The sequence below is a fragment of the Paenibacillus sp. FSL R7-0198 genome, from assembly GCF_038000415.1.
Classification (GTDB): domain Bacteria; phylum Bacillota; class Bacilli; order Paenibacillales; family Paenibacillaceae; genus Paenibacillus.
Genome location: NZ_JBBOCB010000001.1, coordinates 6,401,176 through 6,425,583, shown reverse-complemented (window position 1 = coordinate 6,425,583; position 24,408 = coordinate 6,401,176). Strand labels below are relative to the sequence as shown.

The following is a 24,408-nucleotide window of genomic DNA, read 5'->3' as shown; positions in this document are numbered from 1 at the left end:
GTTACACCTCACTCCCCGCTTGTGAATTAGATGAAGCCGTCACACGCAGAAATCTGCCGTAAGCATCTTCCCAGATTGACCTGTCCTGCGGCTCATACGCAGTTACCGGAAATGAATCACGAATGGCCTTACGGGCTTCCCAGATATCCTTAAAAGCTCCGCTTGCCATCCATTGCACAGCCATATTCCCGATGGCACTTCCCTCTGCCGGTCCCGCCCATACCGGTTTGCCAATGGAATTTGCAGTCCACTGACATAACAGGCGGTTCTGGATGCCTCCACCGACCATATGCAATCCGTTGAACGTCTGACCCGACAATTGCTCCGTCCATTCCAGAACTCTTTTATACTTCAATGCCAGACTCTCCAGAATTGCCCGGGCAATAGCGCCCTGATCCTCTGGCACCACTTGCCCTGTATCACGACAATACTGGCGGATGCGGGTCGTCATATCTCCTGCTGGCATGAACAGTTCATCATCCGGATCAAACAAACTGGCAAATGGAGCTGCCTGTTCCGCCTGCGCCAACAACGCATCGTAGCTAATTCCCTGCCCCTGACGATCCCACTCCCGCATACTTTCCTGCAAAATCCATAGTCCCATGATGTTCTTCAGCAGACGGAATGTTCCCCCCGCCCCGCCTTCGTTCGTGAAGTTCAAAGCCAGACTTTGGCTACTTATCGCAGGATGATCTATCTCCGTACCCATCAGGGACCAGGTTCCACAGCTCAGATAAGCAAATGAACGTTCCGTTGCAGGAACAGCCACAACGGCTGAACCCGTATCATGCTCCGCAACAGCGATCACGGGGATCGGGGACAATCCCAGATCGTTACAGATACTGCTTCGCAATTGTCCAACACGGGTACCTGGCAGCACGGCTTCACCAAACAGTTTCTCCGAAATACGAATATGCGTCAGCAACTCACTATCCCACTGCCCTGCTGATGGATTGTATAATTGTGTTGTGGTTGCATTCGTGAACTCATTCACCGCTTCCCCTGTCAGGAAATAACGTAGCAAATCCGGAATCATGAGAAAACGCTCTGCTTCATGAAGTAACGGGGAACCGCTGCGTTGAAGCGTTGCCAATTGATACAAGGTATTAAAGCTAAGAAACTGAATCCCTGTACGTTCGAAGATCCGCTGAGAGGTCAGCTCTTGGCGTACCTGATCCATCATGCCGTTAAACTGTGTATCACGGTAATGATACGGGTTACCTAGCAACTCACCATTACTGCCAAGCAAACCAAAATCAACGCCCCAGGAATCGATCCCCAGGCTCTCCGGCTTTTCCCCCTGCTGTTTTACAAGAGTAAGCCCTTGCAACAATTCATGATGTAATCGCAGAATATCCCAGTGCATCCGCTCGCCTACCTTCACCGGTTCATTCTTGAACCGATGAATTTCGCTTGTTTCGATCCCACGATCATTCAGATGTCCCAGTAGCGCTCTCCCGCTCCCAGCGCCCAAATCATAAGCCAGCACACTCACCGCGCTTCACCAACCTTTCGAACCCATCCTATTTTCCAAACGGCATCTCTTGAATTCAGTCCGTAACCCTGTACTTTATTCTGTATTTATTGTTTGTTTGTTTTTGTTTAATACTGTTTTACTTTATTTTACGAGTATATCACCATTGTAAGCGTTTGAATACCCTTCGGTTTTTCTTTCTTTTGTCTATACCAAAAACGACTCTCTCCCGCCTGGGAGGAGCCGCAGTTCTTTTTTTACGTATAAAATTGACCTTTGCTTACCCCCGACTGGGGCTGTACATCTCTCTCAAAATGCTTGAATCGTGTCCCCTGATACGTCAGCATCCCTCGATCATTTTCCACCATCATGCCATAATGGTTTCCGCCAACAATTAGTTCAGTGCGCTCCCCATTGTCGAATTCAAATGTAACATAATACCGGGTAGTTGCACTGCTATCGCCGCTTCCACCTGAGACTTCCGTTCGTTTGGCCACCACCGTTGAGTGCAGGGTTAACAAGGCTGCTGCGTTATTTGACATCCCTGAGCGTATGCCTGAAATAATAACAAAAACAATAACTCCCGCAATGATGAGAAATATGCCGCCAATGAAAATCGAAGCAAATGCATTCATTGTTGCAAACTCATTAAATCCCGAAAAAAAACCACCCTGATTGCCTTCAAAACCTGGTACTCCATTCATGTCGTCAAACACACCAAAGCCGTCTACGCTTAATCGGCCCATCGATGAGGACACGCTCGTTAACGCCATTCATCATCGTTCCTTTCCCCTTGCAAAATAAGATGCACCGCCCTCACGCAAGGAAGGCGGTGCATGCAGACAACCCGTTCTGCCTTGTCCGTATACTATATGAACAAGATCAGGAATACAGACGTTCAAGTTCGTCGACCAGACTGCCGACATAAGCAACCGCAGAGCGAATCGGCTCAGGTCCGGACATATCCACACCCGCAAGCTTCATTAACTCCTGTGGGGTGAGACTTCCACCAGCTTTCAGTGCATCAAGCCAGCGATCTACCGCAGGCTGTCCTTCTTCCCGAATCTGCTGTGCAGCCGCGGTGGAAGCCGTCAGACCTGCCGCATAGGTATACGGATATAGTCCCATATAATAATGAGGTTGTCTCATCCACGTGAGCTTGGCCCCTTCATCAATTACCAGATCAGGTCCCCAGAATTCGGAAAGGATGTCTCCTTTGAGCTGACATAACGTCTTCGCCGTAATGGGCTCATCATTGGTTGCGCGTGCATACACCCTGCGCTGTAATTCACCTTCCAGCAGATGTGTAACGAAGTTATGGTAATACGTGTTCAACAGTTGCAAAATGACCCAGCGACGCATTCTCGGATTATCGGAACGCTTCAATAAATGGTCTGCCAGCAGCATCTCATTCATGGTCGACGGTGCCTCAATGAAATAAAGAGATGGCCGTGTATTCGTGAGCCGTTGGTAACATCCCGCAAGCATGAAGTGGCCTGCATGCCCCACTTCATGGGCAAGTGTAAATGCTCCACGCATATTGTTAGCCCATGAAATTAAGATATAGGAGTGTGAACCATATATAGAGGAGCAAAATGCCCCTGTGGATTTGCCTGCATTATCTGCGTAATCCACCCAGCGATCACTGAATGCGCGCTCTACGATCTCGCCGTACTCAGGCCCAAGCACATCAAGTGCTTCTCGAATGAGTGTGCACGCCTCATCATATGTAATGGCAGGGCTAAATTCAGGATCAAGCGGCGCCTTCAGATCACAGAACATTAGCTTGTCCAGACCCAGCTCACGTTTCTTAAGAGCTGCCAGTCTGCGCATATGAGGTGCGAGTTCCTGCTGGATAATATCCAGAATATTATTGTACATCTCTTTGCTCACTTGCTGTGGGCTGAGAAGCATATCTGTAACATCGTCGTAACCACGCAGCCTGGATAAAACAACCTGTTTCTTCACTTCGGTTGCATAACCTTCTGCGAACGTATTTTTGTAATCATTTAATGTCGAGCTGAATGCAGCATAAGCAGAACGGCGCAGCTTTGTATCAGACGACATCTCATAATTATTTTCATAGAATGACCAGGACAGTGGACGATTATTGTCCTCTCCATCAAGAGCATCGTCAAACGTCATGTCAGCCAGTTTACCGCGCAGATAGATACGGTATGGCGAATCCAGTACCTCTCCGAGTGAAGCGAGTACCTTCTCGGTCTCTGGCGTGAGCCGATGTGCTTTTTCTCGAATCAAACGCTCCAAACTGCGCGCATACGGCTCCAATCCCGGAAGTTCTTCAAGGTAACGTTCAACGGTCCCCTCCGGCAGATCAACGATCTCCGAATTGACAAAAGACAAGGATGACGACAGATTTGATAGGATATCTCCTGCTTTAGCTGAATTCTCAATATTCACCGGATTGGTGCTGTCCTCTGACTGCTTCAAGCGGGCATAAGAAGCCGTCTTGGCGATCCGCTCCTGCAAAGCTTCGCGCGCATCCAGACAAGCCAGCAATTGTTCAGCTCCTTCGCCCAAATGTCCTTTGAACCTTTCGATCTGGGCAGCAGCCTGAGGAAGTGATCGAAGCTCCTGCTCCCACTCTACATCGGTTACAAACAAGTCTTTCAGATCCCAAGTGGTTTCTGGGTTTACCTCAGCACGTGTACGTATTTTTTCCATCTTTAGTTGTCATCCTCCTTGCATTTCCAATATCTCTCATCGTATCATATTCCAGTGCAAGGGAGTATAGATTGGACTAAAGATTATTCACACTTACCACTCCGATGACAGAACAACCTTCCGATCGCTCTTATCCCCAGATTTTTTGATTCCCTTTTTCAAAGGTGAAAATCCGGAGATAAAGGCGACCGCTCCGCTTCTTCAGGTTCTTTCTGTCCTCTACGTTCTCGTGTGAATGTTTAGTTCCATCTATACAAAAGGGGTATCTAAGATAAAGGCCAGTATGTGCTTGCGATGTAGCTTTCTTTCAGAAAGCTTTTAGCTTCGCTTCTTCAAGCTATTTCTGTCCTCTACGTTTCGTATAAACTTTTGCTCATGTGACCATGGTCTGAAAGTAAATCAAAAAACCGCCGGGTAATGGAAGAATCCATTTACCTAGCGGTCGTTCTAACTATAACTTATTTAGCTTTCTTTCCAGATTACATTTTCACCGTAATTTTTACCCCAGTTATACATTGCGTGCAGCACGGGCATCAGACTCTGACCGTGATCTGTCAACGTATATTCCACACGTGGAGGGACTTCTGCATACACCTTGCGCTCAATCAACTTGTCTTCCTCCAGCTCACGTAACTGGTTGGTCAGCATCTTCTGGGTAATATGAGGGATTAGGCGTTTCAGCTCACTGAAACGTTTGGTGCCTTCCAGACCCAAATGCCACAAAATAATCAGTTTCCATTTGCCACCGATCACCGCAAGGGTCAGTTCCTTCTCACAGTTGATTTCTTTCAGATTAATCCGTTCCTTCACTTCGGATGCCATGGCTCCGAGCCCCCTCATCTTCAATCTTATATCGCGTATATTACGCATATCACGGGGACACTTTACACGAAGTAAGCTTTCCGCTCCATGCACGATGTAATAAGTACATTCATTCGATACAGCTATCTATTAATTCTACTACAGCCTGGTCGGGATGCAAAGTTTAAGTGAAAATCACGAATAAAATCTATACAGATGAATGACTTTGCATCGCAGAAAAGACCAGAACCCTTTGCAATCAAAGGATTCCGGTCTTTCTTTCATCTAATCGCTATTCCAGGTTCGCGTGGCGGCCAAACATATCCGCTCCGGTCATCCCCTTCATTTCCATCATCGTAAGGATGAGAGCATCCATACCGATTAACAGTCCTTGTTCAAACAACGAGCCCATCGGCTGAATGGTTACTGCCGCTCCGGAAGTTGCTGTGTCCTCTTTGGCTGAAGCCGGGAGACGCACTACCGTAGTCGCCAATTTCCCAATCGTGGACTCTGGCTTAATCGTAATGAGACCTACAGATGCACCAGCTTGACTAGCCTTTTGAGCCATGGCTACCAGACTGCCTGTCTCTCCTGAGCCAGAGCACAGCAAGAGGAAATCCTTCGAGCTGATCCCAGGTGTTACGGTCTCGCCCACCACATATACACGAAGCCCCATCTGCATCAGTCTCATGGCAAAAGCCTTTCCCATAAGTCCTGACCGGCCTGCTCCTGCTACAAAAATCTGTTCCGCAGCCAAAATGTGTTCAGCCATCGCTTGCATCTCTGCATCATCGATCTGGCTTAACGTACGTTCCAGCTCCTTCAAGATGTCAGCTGCGTACTGTGTTTTGCTCATCTGCTTACCCTTGTTTAACAAGACGTTGCATTTCAGCTGCAACTGCCGCTTTGTCTGCTTGTCCTGTGATACCGCCGCCTACAATAACCAGATCCGGTTGTGCTTTGATTACTTCTGGCAATGTTTCCAGTTTAATTCCACCAGCAACAGCAGTTTTAGCATTTTTCACAGCTGCTTTGATCGTTTGCAGATCTTCGAACGGGCTTTGTCCTTCAGCTTGCAGGTCATAACCTGTGTGTACACAGATGTAATCTACGCCAAGCGCATCAATCTCACGAGCACGTTGTTCAAGGTTAGGCACGTTGATCATGTCCACAAGAACTTGTTTGTTTTGTTTTTTCGCTTCTGCTACTGCACCTTTGATCGTACTGTCATTGGTTGCCCCAAGCACAGTGATCAGATCCGCACCAGCCTCAGCTGCTTTCATGATTTCATAACCACCAGCGTCCATGATTTTAAGGTCTGCAAGAACTTGCAGATTAGGGAATGCTTCTTTCATCGCTTTTACCGCGTGCAAACCTTCATTAATAACGATTGGAGTACCAATCTCAACGATATCAATATATTGTTCAACCTCTTTAACCAGTGCGATACCTTCAGGGATATTTACCAAGTCGAGCGCCAATTGCAATTTCATCATTTATTTCTCCTTTGTTGTTCAAGTATGAGTCGTTCCTGTAAAAATAATAATTAGATATTTAGCTTGCACCTATTTGTCTGTTCAGATGCATGCAGTGTTTGTTTTGGCTACTCACTCATTGTAGACCCTGACTATCCATTCAGGAAGTACGCACTTTGAAGTGGGGTAGTTACCTGGGCGATACTATTGGTAATTATTCGTTGTTAGGTGAATCAAATATAGGATTAATCCTGTGTTCCAATCCGCACGCTACAGCAGAACAACAGCCTAATCATCCCATTAGATATTCAATATAAAAGACCCCGCCACATGGCAGGGTCTTTATCTTTATCATTTTCAATCCAGCCAGGGCTGTTCAGAAAATTATCATTTTACAGATATACAGGTTTCACGCATACCGGCTTGGATACACCTGTGCTGTGACCAGTGTATTTCAGACGTCCGCTCTCCTGATCCACCGTGAATGTCACGAGGTTGTTGGTATCGCGGTTAGCTGCGATCAGCAATTTGCCGTTAGGTGTCAGCGCAAAGTGACGCGGGTGCTCACCTTCAGCAGATACATGCTCAACCAGTGTCAGGTGACCTTTGTCTGCATCTACTGCAAATACAACGATGCTGTCATGTCCACGGTTAGAACCATATACATAACGTCCATCATTGGAAACCGTGATTTCAGCTGTTGTATTCTCTTTGCCATCATATCCATCAGGCAGTGTGGATACAGTAGACAATTCAGTCAACGTGCCCGCTGCTGCATCATATTTGAACGAAGTAATGGAAGAATCCACTTCATTGATGACATAGGCGAATTGACCATTCGGGTGGAACGCCAAGTGACGTGGGCCTGCTCCCGGATGTGTTTTGGTTTCACTGTGCAGCACAAGTTCATTTTTGTCTGCATCAATGGAATAAATCGCGATTTTATCCGCACCCAGATCCTGTACCATCATGTATTTACCATCCGGGCTGAAGAATGCGGAGTGAACATGTGGCTTGTCCTGACGCTCAGGATGCGCACCTTGTCCTTCATGTTTCTTCTCGTCCAGAAGCGCTCCAACTTCACCGTTATCCGTCAAGGCTTGCAGACCTACCAGACCACCGTGGTAGCTGGAGAGAATCAAGTATTTGCCGGAAGGATCACGCTGGATATGACATGGTGGTGCTGAAATGGAGTCATTCCGGTTCAGCAACGTTAATTTTCCTGTAGAAGGATCAATGCTCAGAGCTACAGCTTCAGACATTTTGTTGCCTTCAGCTGACGCTGTTTCACCAATCGCATACAGTTTGTTTCCTTCAGCATCCACGTTGACAAACGTTGGGTTTTTCACGCCCGCGATGCCGTCAAGCTTGGACAAGCTGCCTGTATCCTCATTCAATTCATATGCATAAATGCCCTCATTTTCCGCTTCGGCGTAAGAGCCAGCAAGTACGAGCAAGCGTTTTGATTCACTCATTACAGTTTCCTCCTCTATGTGTATGTAATCTTGTTGCACCTCTTCTATAATAAATCTGCCATATCAAAATAGCAATCCGCTGTCGCTGCACATCAGGGAAATCCTTAGTTAAGCAAGGCGATTACTACACATCATCATACTGAAATCCATTCATATGAGGTGCATCTTCTGCTATGATAAGATAGGTTTTTCATCCAGAAGGGACTGAGTTGCATTGCTTCACTCATTTTTACTCACGTTATACCATGTGTTCCTGCCGATATCACTTCCCGTGATTGGAGGTATTCTGTTAAAACGCTTCAAGAATTGGGATACCCGGTCGCTCTCGACCTTTTCCCTTTATATTTTGAGCCCTGCGCTCATCTTCAATACATTGCTGCATGCCGAGATTACCTGGACGGACGTCACCAGCACGTTCTGGTTCTCTATTATTAATCTGATTGCTCTGTGGGCACTCGCCGAGCTGTTAAGCCGGGTTTTCCGTCTGGGTGCAAGCGAAAAAGCGGGCCTCACCCTCGTCTCCACGTTTACGAACTGCGTGAATTACGGGCTCCCGCTTGTACTGCTTGCCTTTGGTCAGCTTGGACTGGACAAGGCTTCCGTCTACGTCATTGGACAGATGATCATTGTTAATACGGTAGGTATCTTTTTTGCCGCGCGATCCGAATTCACGGTGAAAGATGCGATTCTATCCGTTTTCCGCATGCCATCCATCTATGCTGCTGGCATCGCCATTGCGCTGCGTGCGTCCAATCTGAGCCTGCCTGAAGCGCTGGATGGAGGGATTTCCATGCTGGCTGCGGGCTACTCTCCTGTCGTTCTCGCCATTCTGGGAGCACAGATGCTCAGACCAAAAGGTGCAACGGCACCTTGGCTGCCCAATGTACGCCGAGCTTTCTGGACCGGGCTTGTAGTCCGTCTCGCAGCTGCGCCGATCCTGTCCTGGCTGATACTGACCGCGCTTCAGGTCGAAGGTACGTTGTTCAGTGTGCTGCTGATCCTGGCATCGATGCCGACCGCAGTGAACGCCGTTATTTTGGCTGAACAGTTCAATGCTTCTCCGCAGTTTGTATCCCGCTGCATTCTGTGGACCACAGCTGCATCCATGTTGATGCTGCCCATTATGATTGTGATGGCTTCCTGATTAATACCGGAGGTGATACCGAAGCGCTATCCGCTTGTCGGCGTTTCTCCAGCCGGCGTTCATAACGCCGGTTGAGCGCTCTGACGTAGAAGAATTTTACGACAAAGTACGAAACCACACCCAGAATGACACCAAATACGGACATGCCTGCCAGAATATCCAATCCACCAAGCAACAATTCACTCACGGCCGACCAGTTTCCGCGAAACAGCTCCATGAATGCACTCTCGTGTACCAGTCCCTGTCCCATGCTGTGAGCAGGCAATATCCATGAGCCAATTTGTTTGGCGAGTGGCATCAGAATAATAGGTAAAAACGTAAGTTTCCCGATCACATTACCAACAATCGCTGCTGGCACCGAACCCCCAGACAGTCGCACAATCGGATAAAATACGAGATATATCAGGGAAGCGGTCGAGATCACGATCAGTTCCAGTCCGAACCCTATGGCAAATCCGGTAGATACTTTATGGGCACCTCCGGGAGCACGTAACAATTTGAGAAAATTCAGCTTCATAGCACGTGTTAAACGTGCCCAGCGGTTAGTCTTGCGCTTCTGTGTGTTCATACCGAATTACTCCTTATTTTACACAAATGACAATTTGAATTGTCTATTCTTCAGTATATCACACCGCGTTAGCTCCTGTAGTAACAATGACCGGCTGTGTCTCCATCTGGACATTACCTGCCACCGCTCGGGAGATCATACAGGAAGATTCAGCCTTATGAGCCAAGCGCTCAGCCTTGGTCAGATCCGCCTCTGAAGCATCTTGGCTGAGTACAATCCGGGGTCTATGTACGATCCGTTCGTACGTAAATACGTTATTCGTAACATCTACCGTTGCTTCCGATTCAAGCGTCAATTCATCCGGCGTAATATCCGAACGCTCCAGCATCGCTGCCAGCGTGATCAGGTAACAAGTGGAGGCTGCACCCAGCAGCATCTCGTCCGGGTTAGTTCCCGTACCGGGTCCGCCCATCTCCTGCGGAATCGATATGACCGTTTTTAACCCACCTGCATCGATTGTTCCCTCACTGTTACGCCCACCATTCCATACCGCTTTCAGATGAAAAGGATGTTTCATGACATTCATTCCTTTCTTGTTTACACACGTATACACGTAATATTCTGCTCAATCAATGCGCTAACGTGCTCTTCATCTACGCCCTGATCTGTAATCACTTTGCCCACACTGCTCATCTCAGCAACTCTGGTAAACGCCTGTATGTTAAATTTGCTGGAATCTGCAAGTAAAATGACCTCATCCGCAATATGGATCATTTTCTGCTTCACCAAAGCCTGTAATTCATTGGATTCACTGATACCTTTGGTCAGATGTACACCTTTACAAGACAGGAATACTTTATCCACATGATAGGCATCAAGCGAACGTTCCGCCAGTGGTCCTACAAAAGACAGTGACTTCGAAGCCAATTGCCCACCTGTGGCAATCACACGAATCTGCTCCTTGTTACTCAGCTCAGCGGCGACCTTAATCGAGTTGGTTAATACCGTCAGTGGAATGTTTGGCAATCCTGCCGCCATATACCACGCCGTTGTACTTGCATCCAAGGCGATCCGGTCGCCGGATTCCACCATTTTCACCGCTTCGCTTGCAATTCTGAGCTTCTCTTCTGCATGGGCTACAGCCCGTTCCGGATACGGAATCTCCGACTGTAACTCATCCTTGTATTTTACGCTGACCGCCCCGCCATGGGACCGTCTGAGCCTGCCCGCCTGTTCGAGCTTGTCCAGATCACGACGAATCGTCTCTTCCGTCACCCCGCAGCGCTCACTAAGTTCGGTCACACGCATGCTGCCTTGCGTATCCACCCATTCCACTATTTTCTCATACCGTTCAGCTACGAGCATATTCCTTCACTCCAAACCGTTGATTATCCAGTTGATCCTGTTCATCCATCATACCACAGAGCGATGACAAGAAGAATCTGGACCATGTGCAAAAAGAGGGAGCTTTCGCCCCCTCCATTCCAGTTCTGAAGTGTATCTTATTTATCTTCTGCCATAGGGAACCAGCCTGGCGTGTGGATGATTGCATTCCACAATCCGTCAGGGATAACCAGACGTTCCTGATCCGATTTGGTCAGAATCGTCTCGATATCTTCTTCACGTCCGCTCTCGATTTTCTCGACCCAATCCGGCTCGATAATCAGTTCACGTCCAATAGCCAGCAGAGGTACCCCCGTTTGGAGCGCTTCAGCGGCCTGATCTGCCGTATGAATCGAACCTACGCCAATCACAGGCAATTTGCCGTTCACACGATCCAGGATGAATTCCATTCTTGAACGTGTATCTGCCTCGCCACGTCTTGGCTTGGACCAGAATTCGTTCAGGGAAACGTGCAGGTAATCCAGGTTTTTATCTTTAAGCGCATCCACCAGTGCATACGTATCTTCCATTGTGAGTCCCGGTGTTTCCGGTTCCTCCGGGGAGAAACGGTATCCAATGATGAACGGCAGTTTGGTATGTTCGGCAACAACTTTCTGAATCTCATCCACTACAGCAAGCGGGAAAGTAAGACGTTTCTCGACGCTACCGCCCCAACGGTCTTCACGTCGGTTGGAATGAGGGGAGAAGAATTGCTGGATCAGATAACCATTAGCACCGTGAATCTCAACACCATCAAATCCGGCTTCGATTGCACGACGTGTCGCTTCCCCGAAGTCTTTAATAATGGAAGTAATCTCGGCATCCGTCAATTCTCTAGGTTCAGGCGATCCTGGACGCTCACTCGCAACCGCACTAGGAGCAACCACTTGACCCGCAGGTACAGCTTGTTCAGGTGTCAGACGGCCCGCATGGAAAATTTGCAACACGGCAACGGAACCCTGTTGTTTCATGGTGTCAGCCAATCGTTTCAGGCCAGGAATGAAGCGATCATCATATACGCCAAACTGAGCTGGGAAACCAATGCCATGCTCTGTTACATGCCCTACAGCCGTAAGCGACATGCCAGCACCACCGGTGCGACGTGCATAATAAGCAAGTTCAGCGTCAGATATCGTACCATCAGCATTCGAGGACATATGAGTCATGGGAGCGAGCACGATACGGTTTTTCAGTGTAATACCAGTCGGCAGTGAAACTTGTTCAAACATCTGGTTAAACTTTGGATTCATTCGTGGTTCCCTCCTGATTATAAATATCTCTTTTAATAGATATATGGATATGTGCGTTCACTTACTGTAATGATTATAGTTACGTTTCACTGCAATTGCAACTTTTCATTTTCTGAAAGAAAAAAAGAGCAGAGTGTCTCCAGACTCTCAGCCCTCTTCATCTTCTTCACATCATCCAAAGGATATTCAGAAACTCCGAACGTAAGCCAGCTTCTGATCCATCTCTTCCACGCATTCGTAACAATCATGTTCATCGTTGGCGACCATTGGGGTGACTGGATACAGATTCATCTCTGTACTATTATACGATTTCAATAGCGGTAACAACTGAGTCACCCGTGTATTAGCCGGGTCAAGCCAGGTGTTGATCTCTTCTTCGGAGAGAATGGCTGGCATTTTGCTACCAAACTCACGTGTAACCATATTTGCGCCTGTCATAAGCATCGTGCAGGTACGAAGCGGCTCTTTCCGTGTATCTCTCCACACCTCGTATAACCCAGCAATGCCGAACAGACCGCGATCCGGCATGACAACACGAACCGCATAACTTTTCTTGCCCTCTTGCCGCCAGTAATATAATCCATTGCAGGGAATGACGCAGCGCTTGGTCTCTACCAGTTTGTAATAGGAAGGATTCTCATGTACCGTCATGAGGTTCGCGTTAACGGCATCACGACCCCAGAATGGAATGAACCCCCATCTAAACTCATCCAATACACGCTCACCATCCTGATGCAAAATAATCGGCGTATGCTGGGTTGGGCTGATATTGTATCGGTTTTTGTAATAATACATCACCCGCTGAATCTTGAAATGATCTCTGACCTCGTCCAAATCGGCTGCCAATGAAAAACGGTTGCACATGCTCAAGCACTACCTTTCCCTGTGAGAAGTTGAACGTATTGTTTGTTATTTCAGGGAAATTATGCATGCATATCAAACAGAAAATGACTTATTTTGACACCATTATGGTCTAATCAAGATATATTTTATGTTTTTCACGACAAAAACAACGACCTCGGACTCATTCCAACTCCAATATTACTTGTTACTATAATAGAGATTAAAATACATTTATTGGAGGTTTTAAGTATGAAAAGGAAGTTTTTGATGAGCATCATGTTGTTCTCAGCGATTGCGATGTTTGGCAGTACCATCTATGCGGCAACCTTTCTAACCTACGGTTATCCCAGCACCACCATCCCCATTCGTACGTATAATTACGCCTCCGCATGGCAGACTCCCATGGACGCTTCCCTTACCAACTGGAACAATGCAGGTGCCAAAGTTAAATTCACCAAAACAAGTAACTCCCCAAACACCATCACCGCAGGAAACTTCAATAATACAGCATATGGTGTCAACTACGCCTCCGTATCCGGCAGTCAAGTCGTAAGCTTCCGCATCGAACTCAATGCATCCACAATCACCCCTGACGCGACCAACTTATCCAACTTCATTCAAAGCGTATTTGTCCACGAACTCGGTCACTCCATCTGGCTCGGTGACAACCCAACAACAAGCAGTCCTTCCATTATGTCTTACTCCCGCAACCGCAATTCCATGACCCAACCCCAAACTTTTGATATCAATAACGTAAGATCCAAGTACTAATCCGCTACGAACTTATCCCAAAAATCCAAGGAGGATTCCTGTCCATGAACAAAAATCGAGTATTAACGCTGCTTCTCTCTTCCATTTTCATTTTATCTGCTGTTGGATGTTCTTCTGTCACACCTACCGCGTCCCCATCCGATGCACCCATGACCATTATTGCTTCTGAAGATTACCCGAGTTATGCCAGCATTGGCGACCTATCCGAGAGAGCAAATACAATTGTGAAAGGCAGTGTTATTGAGACTCGTGTGGAAGCTTTAAACGATATTGTACAAGTTACTGATGCTGCTAATGAAAACGAGTTAAACTCCGCGTCCAATCCGGGCGGAGAGCCGTCTTCTTTTGACAAAATCTATACGATCCACACGATTCAGGTCGCTGAATCCTATAAGGGCAGTTACACTGCCGGGGAACACATTGAAGTGAAGCAACTTGGCGGACAATTAGGTAACACCGAGATTATTAATGATGACAACCTCAAGCTGATTCCTACCAAAGACTATGTGCTTTTCCTGGAAACGTATGAAGATACCCCTGCCAGCCTGCTCAACTCCGTTCAAAGTCTCTACGTAATCAAACCTGCCGCCAAGTCGAACCAGCCAGGTCAGCAACAATCACAATCGGAAGTCATCGTGAGCGCAAACCCCGAGAATGACCTCTCACTACAACTGGAGGATCTGCAAGAAATTCAAAACGAACAAAAGAAACAATAACCAATATCTTTTATACGGCAATCACACCGCTATTTCTTCTCCGTACAGACAGCTAGTCCCCTTCTACTGTTCAGTCCTACATAAAAATATGAAAACCGTGCTGCTCAGCAAACTGGGCGGCACGGTTTTTTTGAAGTTTCTTACTTAGACGGTGTATTAAGTCCAATAATCCATTCAGCGAGATCCTGTGTCTGTTTCAACAAGGCGATAGGGTCACGGAACCAGGATTGCTCTTCCGTCCATATGTACACTTTTCCATTTTTGATAGCAGGCAATGAACCCCAGATTGGATCAGCCTGAAGCTCTTTCAGCTGAGAGTTACTGGTCAGCACAATGTAATCTCCGGCATATTTCGAGAGCAGTTCTATGGAGAATTCATGATAAGCGCCCTGCATCAACTCGGATGGAATGTTCTTTGGTGCTTGCAATCCAAGCAATTCGTAGATGTTACGTCCTCCCCGGCCCGACTGATTACCAAAAATGAAGACTTGGCGATCATATTCCTGCATAACGGAGAATGTAGCGTCAGCTGGAACAACACTCTGCACCTCCTGCTTAATTTTGGCAATCTCCTCATCGAAATCAGCCAGCCACTTCTCTGCTTCCGCTTCTCTGCCAAGGACTTTACCGAAATAGTTTACTTCGTCCTTCAGTGTTGGGAAAGTGATGGATGCGATCGAAACGGTTGGAGCAATCTTGCTGTATTTCTCATAAGCGGCCTTGTCCGGATTCAATGTAATAATGAGATCCGGCTCCAGCTCCATCAATTGTTCAACGGAATCCCCTATCGTTTCAAGACCATCCATGTGACCTTCCAGATAAGGACTGTTCATTAGAAATTGGCCTCCACCAATCGGTTTGACACCAAGAGCAAGCACCGTTCCCAGATAATCTATGGCAGCAACTCGCTCCGGATGTGCAGGAATTTCTACCTCGCCAAAGGTCGTATTCACCATTTGAGTTTCCACGACTGCCGGTTGTTCGGGTTCAGCCGCAACTTCGGATGTTTCTGCCCCCTGTTGGGCTGTTCCACAAGCACTCAATGTGAGTACAAGCGCAAGCGACATAATCGCTGATTTAAAATGGTTAAACATGTTGATTTCCTCATCTCCCTCATATCGATAATGATTATCATCATCAATTAAAGGATAACGTTCCTCTCCCTCTGTTACAATGGATTCATTTGTTGCATTTAATGTACTTTTCGAAACTGATTTCGAGTTTTCCTGCTGCTTCAACCGATATTGCCCCGGTGTTATACCAGTCTCTTTTTTGAATATACGATTGAAATAAAACGGGTCCATATAACCCACATACGCAGCAATCTCCTGTAATGAAGCTTCTGTGGACGCAAGCAGACTCCTTGCCTCACTCATTCGTAACCGAATCACATATTCTGTCGGTGTACATCCCGTCTGTTCCTTGAATTTGCGTGATAAATATTGCGGACTGTAACTCAAGGACTGGGCAAGCCAATCAAGTGAGATGGATTCCCGGTAATGAGCTTTGATATATCGCAAAACCTGATCGGTAAGCGAAGGCTGTTGAACTTCGTTAAACATGCGACTCCGCTGTAACAATACAAGCTGTACCAGTTGAAAAAAATACACTTTGACCTGAATTTTGCCCACTTGCTCCTGCCCTGACCAGCATTCATGTATATTCCGCACAAGCTCACGCAACTCAAGTGTATGATCCGGCACTGTCGCCCAGGACTCTTCAAACAGATTACGCTGGTTCAACATCATTCGGTACTCCACAAGCACATTGGAGGGCAAGGTTGATTTGTACAAAATCAGATGTACCTCCATAACCCCTGTCGCTTCAAGTGTCAGACGTCTTCCTTTCCCCCCATGCAGCAGCAAGAACTGGCTTGTAGTCCACACCTCTTCATCCAGCCAGACCTGCCCCCTGCCTCGAACATACACAAATGCACTCGTCGGTAACACATAATTGCGTATGAACTCGTGTGTTGCGAGTGATATAAGACGCACATCTAGCACGCGAACCTGTACCTGATCCCACAGCTTGATGTCATTCTGAATTCCCATATAAACTCCCTCTCCTAAGCGCTCAAACATGCACAATACCCTGGCATTGTGACTAAAAACCCACCTATAATTGATAATGATTATCAATTATAGCAATGATGGAACCATCTTAGAAGCCTACCTCCATTTTTGTTAGATGCCGCGAAATAAAAAACGGTCGAAATCCCTTATAGAGAGATCTCAACCGTTCTAAAATTATGGCCTTATTATGTTTTGATAAAGTCAGCTGCCCTTCTCTACTCGATAAATGACAGTAAATACCCGTATCTTTCTTCCTCCATCTTGTCTAACGGAATAAACCGGATCGATGCACTGTTAATACAGTAACGTTTGCCGCCGCGATCTTCGGGACCATCATCGAACACATGACCGAGGTGGATGTCACCTGCCCGGCTTCGTACCTCCGTGCGATCCATACCAAAGCTCGTATCCGTTGTATAGGTAACAACCTCAGGTACAATCGGTTTTGTAAAACTCGGCCACCCGCAACCGGAATCATACTTATCTCGACTGGTGAATAACGGCTCTCCCGTTGCAATATCCACATACAGACCGGGCTCCTCATTATCCCAATATTCGTTACTGAACGCATGCTCCGTATCATTGTTTACCGTAACCGCATACTGTTCGTCTGTTAATCGTTCCTTTAATTGTTCATCTGTTGGACGTGGATATTGAGCGGGATCAATTCCAATCTCCAGGTCATCCAGGACAGTCATATCAATGTGACAATATCCGTTCGGATTTTTTTCCAAATAATCCTGATGGTACTCCTCCGCCAAATAATAATTCTGCAGAGGCATTACTTCCGTTACGATGGGTTGGTCATATTTTTCTTGCTCTGCCTCTACAGCTTGCTCAATGATTTTGGCATCTTCAGGCAACGTATAATATATTCCTGTCCGATACTGAATGCCACGATCATTGCCCTGCTTATTCAAGCTGGTAGGATCAATAACTCGAAAATAAGATTCAAGCAATTTCTTCAAAGATACTTGCTGCGGATCATATTTTACATGAACAGTCTCCGCAAACCCTTGGTCCCCGCGAATAACATCCTCATAGGTTGGATTCTCTCCTTCCCCGTTGGCATAACCGGAAGTCACATCCTGAACCCCCGGAATACGAGCCATATATGCCTCTACACCCCAGAAACAGCCTCCTGCCAAGTACAGGTTACTCAGGTTTTCCTCGGAGACACTCGATGCCTTGACAGGTTGAGTGGATATCGAAGATGAAGCTGAATGGCTCTCACCCCTGTTTCCACAAGCAGACACAACTATCGCTATAACAAGGAGGCACAGGCCCAGCAGCGTCCTTTTCATGACACTTCCTCCCTTCTCACAAAATCTCTTGTAATGATTCCATGATCTGTTCATTGGATGCATGCCCTGGCTGCGATTTCGCTAAAATACCATCAGAGCCAATATAAAAGGAACTAGGATACGCTCTTACACCAAATTCCTTGGCCCATACACCTTTCTCATCCAAAAGAACAGTTATGTTATCATATGGCTGTTGGTCAAACCATTCGGTAAACGCTTGAGAGGATTTCTCTCCTTTGTAGTCCGGCGTCACAATCGTAATGACTTGAAAATCATTGTTTTGACCAGCCAGATTATTCAGGTCTTCCAAACCCGCAAGGCAGATGGAACACCAGGAAGCCCAGTATTTCACATACACTTTCTTGCCTTGAACATCAGAAAGTCCAACCGTGTTTCCTTTCAGATCACGCAATGAAAATTCCGGAGCCGTCTCTCCCTTGTTCATTATGGTTGACGAACTCATATCTGATGTTGATGCTGGGGCTGATGATGACCCCGTTTGTTCGGATTCAGTTTGCTGTGATTCACATGCGCTCAAGATCAACAGGACTCCAGCAAATACGATTACAGTTACTATCCATTTCCGTGCCATCTTCATACCAAATTCCTCCAATGATTATTGAAACCAGGTCACCAAGCTGTTTAGTCGGTCTGTCATTAACAATAGTCCCATTACAATAAGAATACAGCCGGAGGTTATTTTGATGACACCCATGTACCTGTATAAACGACGTATCCGCTTCATAACATATTCCGAAAAAACGGACAGAATCAGAAAAGGAATCGCCAACCCAAGGGTATACAGGAACATGAGAAACCCGCCATACAGTGGAGAGCCTTCTCCTGCGGCGATACCAAGAATGGCCGCCAGCACAGGCCCGATACAAGGCGTCCAGCCAAAACTAAACGTCAGACCCAGCAGGAACGCTCCAACATACCCTCCTCGTCTGGCATGATCGTTTGACAGCTTTCTCTCCCGTTCCAGCCAGGATAGTCGGATCAACCCGGTTTGATAAATCCCAAAAAGCACCACGATGGCTCCGCAGATCGCAATAAACACAGGACTTGAGATCAAATTACCAACGATGCCAGAACCAAAACCGAGTAAAACAAATACCAGGGACAGCCCAAGAACAAATAAAAATGTCCGCAAAACAAGTGTGGACCGCAACCGAACCGAATGGGTGTCAGGCTGCTGCTGATTCGTACCGTTGACCATGCTTCCGGATAGATAAGACACATATACCGGGATCAGCGGCAGAATACATGGCGCAAAAAACGATAACAATCCTGCACCAAAAACCCCGATAAGAAAAACCAAATCACTGGTCAAGTCATTCACCACCTGAATAAATACTACGTTTGATAAACAAGGTTAACGACTGACGTAGATCGGAAGCGTGAACCAGAAGCAGCTTCCTTCTCCTTTTGTACTCTGAACCCCGATCTCGCCACCATGGAGTTCCACAATCGATTGAGCGATGGCAAGGCCAAGCCCGGCCCCCCCATTACTCTTGCTGCGTGATTTGTCAATTCGATAAAAACGTTCAAATATACGTGAAGTTTCCTCGGCTTCAATGCCTTCCCCTTCATCCGTAACTGAAATTTGTATAAACGGCCCCTTCTCTTCGGCAGCTAGAATGATTTTTCCTTCAACAGGAGAGTATTGAATGGCATTTTGCAGCAAATTGGAAAGGACCCGCTTCATTTGTGCAGGCATCATGACCGCGGCTGGTAATTTATCGGGCAAATCGATTTCAACGTTCAGCGTTTTTTCGGCGAGATGAAACGAAAAACTCTCCAACGTACTGAGCAGCAACTCATCAACGTGACAAGGCTGAGGGTCAAATACCTCCCCTTGCGCTTCCAGGCTGGATAATTCAAACAAATCTTGAATAAGCCCTCCTAAACGCTTCGTCTCAAGTCGTATCGTGTTCAGGTAACGTTGAAAGGTTTCTTTATCCTGAATGACATCATCCTCCAACGCTTCGACGAATGACTGAATGGATGCCAATGGAGTCCGTAAATCATGGGAAACATTGGCGATCAACTCTCGTCTCGCGGTTTCTGAGTGATGCAGATGATCAAAGCTTTCCTTCAGCTCGGAACTCATCTCGTTAAATTGCTGTGCCAGGAGCTTAAATTCCTGCGTACCGATGAGAGGGACTTCCGTATGGAAATCCCCTTCGGCAATGCGTATTGTCTGCTGTGTAATTCGCGCAATTGATTTCTCTAATGGCTTGGTCAGCAAATATTGAAGAATAAACGAAAGTAAGCCTACCCCTGCCGTTATAGCCGATAACCAATACAATTGTTCAATCGTAAGCAGCATTTTGGAATAACTGATGAACAAACAAATTAATAATACGCCAATGCCTGTGAGACTGGACAATACCAAGTACGTGCGAAGTTTCATGAACTGCCACCCGCAAACTTGTAGCCTATACCCCAAACTGTTTTAATATATTTTGGATCAGAAGGATTCTGTTCGATCTTCTCTCGTAATCTCCGAACATGTACAGTCACCGTTGTTGTATCTCCCTCATAGCTAAAATCCCAAATCTTGCTTAACATCTGGTTACGGGAGAATACCTGGCCCGGGTGACTTGCCAACAAATACAACATCTCAAACTCCGTAACTGTCAATTCAATGGCCTGCCCGCTGATGTGTACTTCCCGCTTGGTAAAATCAATGGTAAGCCCTTCATAATTGATCGTATATTCAGATGTTGTAACAGGTGATGCCTGCGCAATTCGCATTCTCCGCAGGATTGCCTTCACACGCAAAACAAGTTCTCTCGGACTAAAAGGTTTGGTCAGATAATCATCCGCCCCCATCGTCAGTCCCATCAGACGATCCTGTTCCTCACCCCGGGCCGTCAGCATTACAATGGGCACATCCTCAGTTTGCCGAATCTCGTTGCAAACTTCCCAACCATTCTTATGTGGCATCATCAGGTCGAGCACAATCAAGCTTGGCGTTTGGCTGTGCCACAGCTCTATAGCCTCCAGACCATCCTTGGCCGTCACGACGAGATAACCTTCCCGTTCCAGATATCTGCGACAAACGTCGGTAATATTTGTATCATCATCAGCAACCAGTACACATTCATTCAAACAAACCCACCCCATATTCCAGAAAATACATTTGAGCCAATCATATCATATGGTGATGGCGATGCTTAGCCCTTAAATTACTTCATTCCCATGGCTGGCATCATGTACTGTTTAATTACAGACTCAGCCGCATAAGAATTCCCTTCATGGATGACAGGCATCGATTTCAAGTTAACTTGCATACCGTCTACCATGATTTTTTTCGATCCAATCCACAATTTAATCGTTTTTCCCGCAGGCATCATCGTGTCTTCCATCATGTTGTCATCTTTCATCATCATGTCGTCTTCCATCATCTTATCGTCTTTCATCATCTTGTCGTCCATTTTGCCCATATACATCAAAGTTACAGATCTATCCTTGCTGTCCCACATAATGCTGTAATCATACATTTTGGCTGCCTGTCTCAATTGAACAAGCTCCATGCCATCCTTTTTAATTGTTTTTATATCTGCAGCACTTGCCAATCCAGAAAAGGCCATAGACATCATCAATACCGCTGCTACCATCGCTTTTTTGCTCTTATTTGTTTTCATCATTCTTATCACTCTCCATTCGTTTATTACTTACATGGATTACAATAAGCAAGATTGCTTACGATTCTCTAAGCGAAGTATTACGAAACCATTACGATATATAAATGAGGTCAGGTTTCAATAAAAAAAAACGGTTGAAATCTCTCTTACGAGAGACTCCAACCGTGTCTTCTAGGTCAAACGAATAAAATCAATCATGGATCGAACCTCGATCGGTCCCGGATTTAATATCACATCATTAGACTGCAATCCCTCTCTGGAAGTGAACTGCACCTTCACCGGAATGCCAGGAATCAAGTCGAAGAAGTTATCCGAGAAGACACCCTCCACATCCGAAGATAGCCATACCTGTTTAGCAAGCACGTCACTTTCCAGTACCAGATGAACGCCGTTCTCATCCGCTCCCCCGCTTACATTGATGTTTGCAGGCTGCAGAGTAAGGTCTTTGGACGGTACAAAATAGTGTTCCTGTACGATATTCGCCGCACCTTCCTGTTTCAGATCCAGGCGCAGCAGCGTGTTAGCTGTATCATGACCTTCAAGCCACTCCGCGTTACGTAATGACAGCACTCGTTCACCTGTATTAGGTGCCAGGGTCACGTCATGTGTTTCATCACGATGCACCGTTCCATCGAACCCGAGCAAACGAATCTGTAACTGCCCTTTTACAGGTTGTAATTGATCCGAGATGATATATATATCTGTTGTATCTTCTTTTGTTCCATCTACCGATACCAACACATCGCTGAAGCTGCGTTTCGCATAATATTGCAATGCTTTCCAGCGACCAAGGTAGTCCATACCTGCCCATGAAGCTACCGGCCAGCAATCATTCATTTGCCAGTAAAGTGTGCCCATGCAGAATGGTTTGCGGCGACGGTGCGCTTCAATGGCTGTCTTCATCGCTTCCGCCTGAAGCACCTGGCTCATATACAGGAACGATGGGAAGTCCTTCGATTCATGCATGTACATATCCATGTACTGTTTGATCAGACGATTGCCTGCCCCATTCTTTTGATGAGCCAGCATGACTTCCGATTCCAGAGCCAGATCCTCTTCTTCTGCGTAAGTGCGTACTGACTTGTACTCCGGAAAAGACTGGAATCCGTATTCACTCATGAAACGACCCACATGCACGTTGTAGTTCTCGAATGGTTCTACATTGTGCCACACACCCCAGTAGTGGATATCCCCTTCAGCTGTGGATGGGTGCGCATGCTGCGTCTCATCCCCTGTCAGTGATACCAGTGGTGAGGAAGGCCAGTAATCCACACCTGGAGCATACGCTTCAACGACTTCTGGCAGCAGATCATGGAAGATGGCTTCGTAATCGGCCCAGATGCTTTCACGCTGCTCGGCAGTAAATTCCTTTTTCCAACCCCAACCACCATTCTCAACATAGTGCGCCCACGCCGAATCAATCTCGTTGTTCCCACACCAGAGTGCAACACTTGGATGGTTGCGAAGACGTTTCACATTATCAATGGCTTCATGTCTTACACTGTTCAGGAACGCTTCATCTCCTGGATACATGCTGCAAGCAAACATGAAGTCTTGCCATACCAGGATTCCATATTCATCACATAGTTCGTAGAACACATCCTGCTCATAGATTCCGCCACCCCACACGCGCAGCATATTCATATTAGACTCGGCTGCGGATACAATCTCATGACGATAACGTTCATGAGTAATTTCAGTGATGAAGCTATCATTTGGAATGTGATTGGCCCCTTTGGCAAAGACCGCAACACCGTTTAGTTCAAAATAAAAGGATGCTCCTGCTTCATCTTTGTCACGTACCAGCCGAATGGAACGAAGCCCAGTCTTCACTGTAGATTCAGCCACAGCTCGCTCACCTTGAAGCACTTCGGTAAGGAAGGTGTACATATGCGGATCACCAAGCCCACGGCTCCACCACAGTTTCGGTTCGTCAATGGAGATTGGAATCTCCACAGTCTGAGTTCCGGGTTGTAGCGATACGGATCTTTCCCATCTCTGTCCATCTGCACCGATACGAATAATCGTATCTACCGCTTGGGATGTCTCGACTTCCACAACAGCCGTTAATGAAGCTGAGGTAGCGCTTACTTCATTTTGCTGGATATACACATCATTGATTCGTACCTGTGTCCAACCTTCAAGACGTGCTTCACGCCAGATCCCACTGGTTACAAAACGCGGACCCCAGTCCCAACCATAGTGATACGGGGCTTTACGTGCAAAAATACTTACTCTTTTATCGCCAAGTCCGCCAACATCGGACTGATCATTCGATGCAGGTAATGCATATCCGAGCTTCTCCAGCTTCGGCAGATCTTCCTGAATCGGTGACCGAAAACGTATTCGGAGAATGTTGCCTTTCCCTTTTAATACGGCCTTCACATCCGCCTTCCATACCCGGAACATATTATCTGCTGATAACACATGCACATCATTCACATACACATCCGCATATGTATCCAGACCATCAAACACCAGTTCCAGATGTTCCTGCGAGAACAACCCTTCGGCAACATCAAATTCTGTCTGATATTCCCAATCTATCTTATCAATCCATTGTACTTCCTTCTCGTTTGTTCCATAAAAAGGATCTGGAATCTTGCCCAGCTTCAGCAAATCTGTATGCACACAGCCGGGCACCTGAGCCGGCATCCACTCTTGATCTTCGCAAGCCTTGAACGTCCAATTCTGAAAAACATGTGATTGTATTGTGCTCATGACAGCCTCCATTGTTGTTAGAGTTGGTAAACATGATTTTGTTAGGTTTTGTTATTATAAAAACAAATAACTTACAAAACAAAATTAACACGATATGCTTCTTATAGTCAATCCGTTTTGTAATTTAATTTGT

At 46.5% G+C, this 24,408-nt stretch carries 23 protein-coding genes; 3 read left to right on the top strand and 20 right to left on the bottom strand.

Annotated features, from left to right (window positions below):
• Nucleotide 1: 1 nt before the first annotated feature.
• From MKY87_RS28395 to MKY87_RS28365, 7 genes are all read right to left on the bottom strand, one after another.
• Nucleotides 2-1,495, bottom strand: coding sequence for a rhamnulokinase (locus MKY87_RS28395; RefSeq protein ID WP_340967129.1), 1,494 nt, complete (start codon nt 1,493-1,495; stop codon nt 2-4).
• A gap of 236 nt (nt 1,496-1,731) precedes the next feature.
• The gene (locus tag MKY87_RS28390; RefSeq protein ID WP_340967128.1) at nt 1,732-2,220 is read right to left on the bottom strand and encodes a DUF2500 domain-containing protein; all 489 of its coding nucleotides are present in this window, start codon (nt 2,218-2,220) and stop codon (nt 1,732-1,734) included.
• Between the two features lie 136 nt (nt 2,221-2,356).
• Entirely contained in the window at nt 2,357-4,159 is a 1,803-nt protein-coding gene (pepF, locus tag MKY87_RS28385) for an oligoendopeptidase F (protein WP_340967127.1), read from the bottom strand.
• A gap of 462 nt (nt 4,160-4,621) precedes the next feature.
• Nucleotides 4,622-4,981, bottom strand: coding sequence for a winged helix-turn-helix transcriptional regulator (locus MKY87_RS28380; RefSeq protein WP_036608849.1), 360 nt, complete (start codon nt 4,979-4,981; stop codon nt 4,622-4,624).
• 271 nt (nt 4,982-5,252) lie between these two features.
• A complete protein-coding gene (hxlB, locus tag MKY87_RS28375) occupies nt 5,253-5,816 on the bottom strand; it encodes a 6-phospho-3-hexuloisomerase (protein ID WP_340967126.1) in 564 nt (187 codons plus the stop codon).
• Nucleotides 5,817-5,820: 4 nt separating this feature from the next.
• The gene (hxlA, locus tag MKY87_RS28370; RefSeq protein WP_036670570.1) at nt 5,821-6,453 is read right to left on the bottom strand and encodes a 3-hexulose-6-phosphate synthase; all 633 of its coding nucleotides are present in this window, start codon (nt 6,451-6,453) and stop codon (nt 5,821-5,823) included.
• Between the two features lie 374 nt (nt 6,454-6,827).
• Nucleotides 6,828-7,910: a lactonase family protein gene (locus tag MKY87_RS28365; protein WP_340967124.1), complete on the bottom strand. Its 1,083-nt coding sequence runs from the start codon at nt 7,908-7,910 to the stop codon at nt 6,828-6,830.
• Between the two features lie 214 nt (nt 7,911-8,124).
• On the opposite strand from MKY87_RS28365, the gene MKY87_RS28360 reads away from it, so the two are divergent.
• Entirely contained in the window at nt 8,125-9,054 is a 930-nt protein-coding gene (locus tag MKY87_RS28360) for an AEC family transporter (RefSeq protein ID WP_133384446.1), read from the top strand.
• Here the strand turns inward: MKY87_RS28360 and MKY87_RS28355 are convergent.
• The 5 genes from MKY87_RS28355 to MKY87_RS28335 all read right to left on the bottom strand — a co-directional run bounded on the left by MKY87_RS28355 (nt 9,032) and on the right by MKY87_RS28335 (nt 13,059).
• Entirely contained in the window at nt 9,032-9,622 is a 591-nt protein-coding gene (locus tag MKY87_RS28355; protein ID WP_340967122.1) for a DUF2062 domain-containing protein, read from the bottom strand. The two genes, MKY87_RS28360 and MKY87_RS28355, sit on opposite strands and share 23 nt — an antisense overlap.
• A 58-nt stretch (nt 9,623-9,680) precedes the next feature.
• Nucleotides 9,681-10,139 carry an OsmC family protein gene (locus MKY87_RS28350; protein ID WP_076216163.1) on the bottom strand — a complete coding sequence of 153 codons (459 nt, stop codon included), beginning with the start codon at nt 10,137-10,139 and terminating at the stop codon, nt 9,681-9,683.
• A 20-nt stretch (nt 10,140-10,159) separates the two neighbouring features.
• The gene (locus MKY87_RS28345) at nt 10,160-10,927 is read right to left on the bottom strand and encodes a DeoR/GlpR family DNA-binding transcription regulator (RefSeq protein WP_339784261.1); all 768 of its coding nucleotides are present in this window, start codon (nt 10,925-10,927) and stop codon (nt 10,160-10,162) included.
• A 137-nt stretch (nt 10,928-11,064) separates the two neighbouring features.
• Nucleotides 11,065-12,195, bottom strand: coding sequence for an NADH-dependent flavin oxidoreductase (locus tag MKY87_RS28340; RefSeq protein WP_091031500.1), 1,131 nt, complete (start codon nt 12,193-12,195; stop codon nt 11,065-11,067).
• A gap of 186 nt (nt 12,196-12,381) precedes the next feature.
• Nucleotides 12,382-13,059, bottom strand: a complete 678-nt coding sequence (locus MKY87_RS28335; RefSeq protein ID WP_091016984.1) for an SOS response-associated peptidase — start codon at nt 13,057-13,059, stop codon at nt 12,382-12,384.
• A 228-nt stretch (nt 13,060-13,287) separates the two neighbouring features.
• Here MKY87_RS28335 and MKY87_RS28330 point away from each other — a divergent pair, with 228 nt between their 5' ends.
• Nucleotides 13,288-13,809: a hypothetical protein gene (locus MKY87_RS28330; protein ID WP_124114211.1), complete on the top strand. Its 522-nt coding sequence runs from the start codon at nt 13,288-13,290 to the stop codon at nt 13,807-13,809.
• Nucleotides 13,810-13,853: 44 nt separating this feature from the next.
• Nucleotides 13,854-14,525, top strand: a complete 672-nt coding sequence (locus tag MKY87_RS28325; protein WP_340967115.1) for a hypothetical protein — start codon at nt 13,854-13,856, stop codon at nt 14,523-14,525.
• Nucleotides 14,526-14,665: 140 nt separating this feature from the next.
• Here the strand turns inward: MKY87_RS28325 and MKY87_RS28320 are convergent, their stop codons facing one another.
• The 8 genes from MKY87_RS28320 to MKY87_RS28285 form a co-directional block, all read right to left on the bottom strand.
• A complete protein-coding gene (locus MKY87_RS28320; protein ID WP_340967113.1) occupies nt 14,666-16,576 on the bottom strand; it encodes an AraC family transcriptional regulator in 1,911 nt (636 codons plus the stop codon).
• A gap of 236 nt (nt 16,577-16,812) precedes the next feature.
• Nucleotides 16,813-17,901 (bottom strand): peptide-methionine (R)-S-oxide reductase MsrB, encoded by a 1,089-nt coding sequence (gene msrB, locus MKY87_RS28315; RefSeq protein ID WP_340967111.1) that lies wholly within the window; start codon nt 17,899-17,901, stop codon nt 16,813-16,815.
• Between the two features lie 16 nt (nt 17,902-17,917).
• Nucleotides 17,918-18,499 (bottom strand): redoxin family protein, encoded by a 582-nt coding sequence (locus tag MKY87_RS28310; protein ID WP_340967110.1) that lies wholly within the window; start codon nt 18,497-18,499, stop codon nt 17,918-17,920.
• Nucleotides 18,500-18,517: 18 nt separating this feature from the next.
• Nucleotides 18,518-19,243 (bottom strand): cytochrome c biogenesis CcdA family protein, encoded by a 726-nt coding sequence (locus MKY87_RS28305; RefSeq protein WP_340967109.1) that lies wholly within the window; start codon nt 19,241-19,243, stop codon nt 18,518-18,520.
• A gap of 33 nt (nt 19,244-19,276) precedes the next feature.
• Nucleotides 19,277-20,317 carry a sensor histidine kinase gene (locus MKY87_RS28300; RefSeq protein WP_340967108.1) on the bottom strand — a complete coding sequence of 347 codons (1,041 nt, stop codon included), beginning with the start codon at nt 20,315-20,317 and terminating at the stop codon, nt 19,277-19,279.
• The gene (locus tag MKY87_RS28295; RefSeq protein ID WP_017688950.1) at nt 20,314-21,018 is read right to left on the bottom strand and encodes a response regulator transcription factor; all 705 of its coding nucleotides are present in this window, start codon (nt 21,016-21,018) and stop codon (nt 20,314-20,316) included. The genes MKY87_RS28300 and MKY87_RS28295 overlap by 4 nt, the downstream gene beginning before the upstream one ends.
• Nucleotides 21,019-21,095: 77 nt before the next feature.
• Nucleotides 21,096-21,557: a stalk domain-containing protein gene (locus tag MKY87_RS28290; RefSeq protein WP_340967107.1), complete on the bottom strand. Its 462-nt coding sequence runs from the start codon at nt 21,555-21,557 to the stop codon at nt 21,096-21,098.
• 168 nt (nt 21,558-21,725) lie between these two features.
• On the bottom strand, nt 21,726-24,275 hold the full coding sequence (locus tag MKY87_RS28285) for a beta-mannosidase (RefSeq protein ID WP_340967104.1): 2,550 nt from the start codon (nt 24,273-24,275) through the stop codon (nt 21,726-21,728).
• Nucleotides 24,276-24,408: the final 133 nt, after the last annotated feature.